The sequence below is a fragment of the Legionella maioricensis genome (assembly GCF_023618015.1).
GTDB lineage: Bacteria > Pseudomonadota > Gammaproteobacteria > Legionellales > Legionellaceae > Legionella > Legionella maioricensis.
In genome coordinates, this window is the sequence record NZ_JAJKBJ010000030.1 from 24,138 (window position 1) to 31,380 (window position 7,243).

The following is a 7,243-nucleotide window of genomic DNA, read 5'->3' on the forward strand; positions in this document are numbered from 1 at the left end:
TTATTATCTATGGCTATCGCAATAGGGCAACAGGCCTATAAATCTGGCGTGTTTAATTGCTTTTGCTAATTGTCTTTGAAAACGGGTTTGCGTACCTGTAATTCGGCTAGGTACTATTTTACCTGTTTCAGAAATATAATTTTTTAATAAATTGATGTCTTTATAATCAATTTCATTGCCACCCTCTGCACTAAAGCGGCACATTTTTTTTCTACGAAAATAAGCTGACATAAATGCTCTCCTCTTAAGCGGTTCTGGTTTCTTTTTCTTTCTTCATTAAAACAGATTCACTGGTAATCGCTTGCTTTTGAACAGTGATTAAGTTTCTTAAAATAGCATCATTGAATTTGAATGCATTTTTAATTTCTTCCAGCGCTTCAAGGTTGCACTCTACATTCATTAATATGTAGTGAGCTTTATGTACATCATTAATTGGGTAAGCGAGCTGACGACGACCCAGATCTTCTTTACGGTGTATAACACCTTCGTGCTTACTTATGATCCCTTCATAGCGCTCAACCATTGCTGGTACTTGTTCGCTTTGATCTGGGTGCACAAGAAACATAATTTCGTAATGTCTCATGATTTCTCCTTGTGGATAAAGCCTTCCAATATTTAAAGTGGTAAGGCAAGGTTTTAAAAAAAGCTGCCAATCATAACCTATTTAGTAAACTCATACAATCGCAAAACGATTTAAAATTGATTAATTGTACTTAAGTATGAGCAATAGTACCTCTTTCCCAATGAAGCTAGCTCCTTTTAGTTCAATTAATATATATATATATAGGGATGAACTTTTTTTTGTAAAATTTATTGTAATAGTAGTGACAAGAGTCCCTAAATTAGGTTACCGTCAGCACTACATCAGTTGCTAAATTTTTGAGATAACTTATTATAAAATAAAGAGGTTTTTAATGGATATAATTTCTCTTCAATTTGAAGAACCTTTAATAATTCGTATTGCCGATACTGTAGTGAAAATATTAGCATTTAAAACGCAAGAGCATGGAAACATTAAGTTTGGAGTAGATGCTCCAAGGTCGGTTAATGTTCATCGAGAAGAGATATTTCACGCTATTAAGAAAAAAGAACTCTTAAATCCAACGGATTAGTCTCTTTACAAATGCGTACACAAATTTTATTCAGCTTACCTTTTTTATCAGGTTTAATATTATTTTTATCAATAATTGCATTACTTGTTAATTATTTTATTTATCAATTCCCAGGAAACAATTTTTTTCCTGACGATATGACGCTGCTTACAATCATCATAATAATCACCAATATGGGTTTGATTCTACTATTCGGAAAAAACAGCAGGGCAAGTAATTCTGGCCTTGAATTTTTTTACTTCTTTATAATAATGTCCGTTGTCGCATTTGCAACTAACGCAGTTCAGTTAACGCCCTTTCCTACTATAGACAAAAAAATTATCTCTTTAGAAGAGCTCTTAGGTATTAACGTATCTTCTATTATGATATGGACAAAGGAACATTCAAATTTAAAGACGCTACTTGGTATTATTTATGATTCACTACCTTACCAAATGAGCATACTGCCGTTAATAGTTATTGCTACTGGACGATTTTATTTGCTCAAAGAGTATTACTTTCTTTTGCTCATTACTACATTACTCGGTTTCAGTTTTTATTATTTTTTTCCTACATCAGCCCCCGCTAGTATTATTAATAGTCCTTATTTTTCCTCTGCCCAAATGGCTACTGGCCTTAAATTTTATCAAATTCACCATTATATAATTCCCACAACGAATGAGGGAGGTTTAATTGCTCTTCCTTCTTTCCATACCATATGGGCGTTATTATGCGTTTATCTGCTGAAAGAATGGCCCATACCCTGTGTGCTTTTATTGATTATCAATCTTTTATTAATGGCATCTTGTGTTTTATTGGGGTGGCATTATGTTATCGACATAATAGGCGCCATCATTTTAGTCGCTACTAGTTATTATTTGCTAACGTTCTATAAAGCAACCCATTCTGTCGTCTTTGTGAAGGGAGTGAAGCAAACCATCTAATTATCAACGAAGCATCGCTTTTTCTCCGCCAAGGCTCGCAAAGACGGAATAGCACGTACCTCATGAACGTTTACAAACTCTATCCGTTAAGCTTTTTGACAAGTCCTGAAGGATAGGCAAGCTCGTTTTTAATTGTTTTATTGGTATCCCAGTTTTTTATATTCATCGCTTGCAATTTCTTTTCCAAAATTGTTTTTAGCTGCATATTTTTTTGTTCTATTAATAAAGGATGTATTTGAAGGTAAATATTGTTTTTTTCCCTGCCAATTTTTACTGGCTCATTGATTACTCTAACCGGCGTTCCCACGGCAACAATACTAAATAAATACTCTATATCATCGGGAAGCATACGAATACATCCAGCACTTACTCGAGCCCCGACGCCATCGACTCTATTCGTTCCATGAATAAGAAAAGTGGGCCACCCTAAACGTAAAACGTGTTTACCCAAAGGATTATTAGGGCCTGGGGGAAAATAACCAGGGATGGGGGCCCCTATTTCATCAGCCGCGGCTAGCAGTTTTGCCGTAGGACGCCAGACGGGATTAGCCACCTTTGCTGTGATCTTGGTCAGCCCTAAAGGGGTATTCCACCCCTCTTTTCCTATGCCCACAGGAAATGTTATGACTACATTTTCATCAGCTGGAAAATAATACAACCGGTATTCAGATAAATTAATGACAATCCCACTTCGACGAACCTGAGGCAGTATAAACTGTGAAGGAATGATTAACGAGGTATTCGCTGCTAGTGGATAGGTTGGATCAGCGTGAGGATTAGCTCTGACCATCTCATAATAGCCTATATTGAAACGCCGGCCCACTTCATCAATAGTTTCCCCAACTTCTGATCGAGCATACTTAATCTCACCAACTACATCACCTGACTCAGGTAAAACCAAAATGGTGGCATTAGAGCAGTGATTTATAAGCAGCAATAGGTACAAAATCACTAAAAGTGATTTTGGTTTATTTAGCATCATAACATTCTCGAAATAGGGTCTGTTGACAATTTATCTTTGGAGGCTCTACATGCTGCGACTTGTTCTCGGCATCCAGATGCAAAAAAACCAACATCTTACTCACAAAGAATCCAAGATCCCACGAACAAGTCGCGGGACAAAAGAGCTATAGTCAACAAACCCAGGCAAAACCAAATGCTTTGCCCTGAAAAGTCTAACTGTTCGGCAGGAATTAAAGTTTATAAACTGGTATCTACTTTAAAACGTTCACCGTATTTGGATTCAAACGTTTTAAATAAAGTTTCCAATTTGTCTTTGCCAAAGTCATTAGCGTAATTCATCGGCCCCCCACGAAATGGAGCAAAACCTGTCGCAAATATCATGCTGGCATCAAGTAAATCAGCATCAGCAACGACTCCTTCACGTAAACAAGCGGCAGATTCATTGACCATCCGTAATATAAGTCTGTCCGCAATGGTTTTATCGACCGGTGTGTCAGGACGTTTTTTAACTGGTTTTCCGTTTTTATATTTATAAAAGCCTTCACCTGTTTTACGACCCAGTTTACCCGATTGAACCATATCACGCAGTTTCTGAGGTACAGTGCCGCCAAAATGGCTGGTTAAATTCTCAGCTACAGCAAGACAGACATCCATTCCCACAGTATCAGCCAGCTCAACAGGCCCCATAAACATGCCAAACTCTAAAGCCGCTTCATCAATAGTTTCGCCGCTATATCCTTCTTCTAATAATTGAACACACTCCATTAGATAAGGCATAAGCACTCGATTAACTAAAAAGCCGGGACTGGATTTAACGGGTAATGGCAACTTACCAATCTGGCCAACAAAAGCACAAGAATTTTGTTGCACTTTTTTAGCAGTTGAGGAACTGCTGACGACTTCGACTAAATCCATCTTCGCCACAGGATTGAAGAAATGAATGCCAACAAGACGTTCAGGATTAGTCATAACGCTGCTGATTTCATCTAAAGGAATACTGGATGTGTTAGTCGCAATTATTGCGCTTTTCTTGGCAGCTTTTTCTACCTTACTCATGATTTCTTGTTTCACAGCAAGATTTTCAAATACTGCCTCAATAATGACATCTGCACGTGCAATACCATGACCTTCGGGATCAGGAATAAGATTATCCATAGCAGCTTGAATCAGCCGCGGTTTGCGTAATTTTTTCTTATATAAAAAATAGGCTCGACCAATTGCAGGGGCAATTTGAGCATAAGATTTATCTTGCAAAGTAACATGGATACCACGTAAAGCGCACCAGGCAGCAATATCGCCTCCCATGACCCCAGCTCCAATAACATGCACATGATGAGCTTTAAACTGCCCTTCTTTAGCAAATCCCTTAAGGCGTTCACGTAAAAAGAACGCACGAATCAAGTTTTTAGAAGTATTGCCATTGGACACTAATTGTTCCACTGAGTCGGCTTCTTTTAAATAGGCTCTATCGCCTACACTGCCCTCTTTTTCCCATAGATCAATTACGGCATAAGGAGCAGGATAGTGTTCTTTTCGAACACGTTTAGCAACATTGTACCGCAATAAATAGGCAATGGGTTTTCTTAGCCATGCACTATTACTCAGGCCTTCAATAAAAGAAGGTTTATGTTTGGGGGGCTTATTTTTAATGAAATAAACTACTGCTCTTTTTAATTGGCGGACAGGTACTACATCGTCAACCATCCCTAAGGCCTTTGCTTTTCCTGCTGAAATGGCACTGCCCGTAAGAATAACCTCTGATAATGCCTTAAAACCACCAATTAACTGCGGTAAACGAACTGTTCCACCCCAGCCAGGATGAATACCTAGCATTATTTCCGGTAATCCGATACGAGTATCTTTTTCATCACTGGCAATTCGATAACTACAGGCTAATGCTAATTCAAATCCCCCCCCCATACAAAAGCCATCTATCATTGCCACACTGGGAATAGGTAAAGCCTGTAATCGGGCAAAAACTGCCTGGCCTTTCTGTAAAAAATCTACCGCTTGAGCGGGACTTTCAAATTTTGAAAAGGCATTAACATCTGCTCCCGCAATAAATCCCTTCTCTTTTAAGGAGTAAATCACTAGTCCTATGGCATTTTTATCTAATGAAATCTCGTGAAGCAGACTATTGAATTCATCCAATACCTCTTCATTAATTGTGTTTACTGCAGCATCCTTTCTATTCATTCCCAGCCATAGAATCCCCTCTTCATCACGGTGAAGATCCCAATTTTTATAATTATTCATGTCCTTTCACCTTAGTCACACGTTCAAGATACATTGCCCCACCCTGTCCGCCACCAATGCAAATAGCGGCCATACCTCGTGACTCGTTTCTTTGTTCTAATGAGTTTAATACATGCAAGACAATACGAGCACCGCTGGCACCAATAGGGTGGCCTGCAGCGATTGCGCCACCATCGCGATTTAATTTGTCTAATGATGGAGCGCCTATTGTCTCTTTTAAACCTAATTGTGTTTGACAATATTCTTCATCATTCCAGGCAGCAACACACCCCAATACCTGAGCGGCAAAAGCCTCATTGATTTCCCAGCAATCAATGTCATTCGGCTTCAATTTATGCCGTTGTAAGATGGGTGTTGCCGCGTGAACAGGACCAAGCCCCATTTGGGAGGGATCTAAAGCCGCCCATTGAGAGTCTACAATACGCCCAATAACTCGCAAACCGTGTTTTTTTACCGCGTCAGCACTGGCAAGAAGTAATAAACAGGCACCATCAGTAACTTGAGAACTGTTTCCAGCAGTTACCATGCCGTATTTTTTATCGAAAAAGGGTTTTAATTTTGCTAATTTTTCCACGGTTGAATCAGCGCGAATTCCATTATCCTGAGGGTAAACACGTCCTTTATTATCAATAATAGGAGTAACCTCTGACATTCTGTTTTCAGCATATGCCTTATCCAGTTTCAAATGGCTTTGCACAGCAAACTCATCCATTTGCTCGCGTGTAATATTAAATCTATATGCCACTTTTTCAGCTGTTTGCCCCATATTCAAACCAACTATAGGATCAGTAAGTCCTCTGAGTAAAGCAATTACCGGAGCCAGATAAGAAGGTCTAAATTGAGTAACCAGCCCAAGTTTTTGCCCAACACTTTTTGCAGCGAACCAACTGGCTAACCATGCGGCCATTTTTTGATTAAATAATAAAGGAGCATGACTCATTGCCTCGGTGCCGCCGGCAAGAACCAGATTACTACGACCACTGGCTATTTGCATCGCGGCATTATCCAGTGCCTGCATTCCTGAGGCACAATTTCTCATTACGGTAAATGCAGGAACTTTATCACCACAACCTAAACGTAATGCAATAACCCGCGCAATATTGGCCTCATCCGGACCAGGCATTGCACTACCGATAATAACTTCATCCAGCTCCTCAGGAGCAAAGGGCTGTCGATTCAGCAAAGCCATTCCTGCGGCAACTGCCAAATCAGATCCGGTAAATGGACCAATTCCTTTAGCTTTAAGGAAAGGGGTACGACTTCCATCTACAATATAAACGTCTCGACCACTTAAATTTGACTGCTGTTTCATTAGTCCTCCTTACTACCGATTGCATTACAGGTATTTACTCAAATTTATAAAAGCAAAGATTAGCAGTAATATTCAAAATTTGGAAATCTAAAAGATTGTTTTATTAAGAATAATAAATTTAATTGAGCATAAAAGATCAACTTGAAAAAGTAAGATTTTATCCCGTCAGAAAATGAACAGTTAGGCTTGTCATCCTTCCCTGCATAACCCCTCCGTTTATCTACTTGCAACTAAAGCACAAACTCTTATAAGCACAAACTATAGACTCCCAAATGCATCTCATCGCTATTTTATAGAAAATGGCTCACTTTTAAGTCTGCAACGCCCCATTTTTTGTTCTTACATTGATCATGAGTGATATAATTTGACCTTTTTCCTAATTTTTTCATTTTAAATTACAAGTATTATTGACGACATGCAAATACCTGATATACTCCGCAACCATTGATTGGAGAGATGGCCGAGTGGTCGAAGGCGCTCCCCTGCTAAGGGAGTATGGGAGAAATCCCATCGAGGGTTCGAATCCCTCTCTCTCCGCCAATCAACGCGCCCGTAGCTCAGTTGGATAGAGTATTTGGCTACGAACCAAAGGGTCGGAGGTTCGAATCCTTCCGGGCGCGCCATCTCCCTAAAAGTAGATGGCTCTTTCCCAATTACGGGGGCACTCCCCATTTAAC

7 protein-coding genes and 2 tRNA genes are annotated in these 7,243 nt (G+C 39.4%); 4 read left to right on the forward strand and 5 right to left on the reverse strand.

All coding sequences use genetic code 11. The features are described from left to right. Positions 1 to 3: 3 nt before the first annotated feature. Positions 4 to 231, reverse strand: a complete 228-nt coding sequence (gene rpsR / locus LOX96_RS15895) for a 30S ribosomal protein S18 (protein ID WP_018578206.1) — start codon at positions 229 to 231, stop codon at positions 4 to 6. 13 nt (positions 232 to 244) lie between these two features. Further along, entirely contained in the window at positions 245 to 583 is a 339-nt protein-coding gene (gene rpsF / locus LOX96_RS15900; protein ID WP_173237068.1) for a 30S ribosomal protein S6, read from the reverse strand. Between the two features lie 331 nt (positions 584 to 914). On the opposite strand from rpsF, the gene LOX96_RS15905 reads away from it, so the two are divergent. Continuing rightward, entirely contained in the window at positions 915 to 1,112 is a 198-nt protein-coding gene (locus LOX96_RS15905; RefSeq protein ID WP_250424381.1) for a carbon storage regulator, read from the forward strand. 11 nt (positions 1,113 to 1,123) lie between these two features. Then, positions 1,124 to 2,035, forward strand: coding sequence for a phosphatase PAP2 family protein (locus LOX96_RS15910; RefSeq protein WP_250424380.1), 912 nt, complete (start codon positions 1,124 to 1,126; stop codon positions 2,033 to 2,035). A gap of 79 nt (positions 2,036 to 2,114) precedes the next feature. On the opposite strand, the gene LOX96_RS15915 is transcribed toward LOX96_RS15910, so the two are convergent. From LOX96_RS15915 to LOX96_RS15925, 3 genes are all read right to left on the reverse strand, one after another. Beyond that, complete coding sequence (locus tag LOX96_RS15915) at positions 2,115 to 3,017, reverse strand: L,D-transpeptidase family protein (RefSeq protein ID WP_250424379.1); 903 nt, start codon at positions 3,015 to 3,017, stop codon at positions 2,115 to 2,117. A gap of 218 nt (positions 3,018 to 3,235) precedes the next feature. Next, complete coding sequence (locus LOX96_RS15920; RefSeq protein ID WP_250424378.1) at positions 3,236 to 5,254, reverse strand: 3-hydroxyacyl-CoA dehydrogenase NAD-binding domain-containing protein; 2,019 nt, start codon at positions 5,252 to 5,254, stop codon at positions 3,236 to 3,238. Then, positions 5,247 to 6,566 (reverse strand): acetyl-CoA C-acetyltransferase, encoded by a 1,320-nt coding sequence (locus tag LOX96_RS15925; protein WP_250424377.1) that lies wholly within the window; start codon positions 6,564 to 6,566, stop codon positions 5,247 to 5,249. The genes LOX96_RS15920 and LOX96_RS15925 overlap by 8 nt, the downstream gene beginning before the upstream one ends. A 450-nt stretch (positions 6,567 to 7,016) precedes the next feature. Here LOX96_RS15925 and LOX96_RS15930 point away from each other — a divergent pair. Together LOX96_RS15930 and LOX96_RS15935 are read left to right on the forward strand one after the other, a co-directional pair. After that, a tRNA-Ser gene (locus tag LOX96_RS15930) sits at positions 7,017 to 7,106 on the forward strand. Between the two features lie 6 nt (positions 7,107 to 7,112). Continuing rightward, positions 7,113 to 7,189 (forward strand) — tRNA-Arg (locus tag LOX96_RS15935). The last annotated feature ends 54 nt before the right edge of the window (positions 7,190 to 7,243 follow it).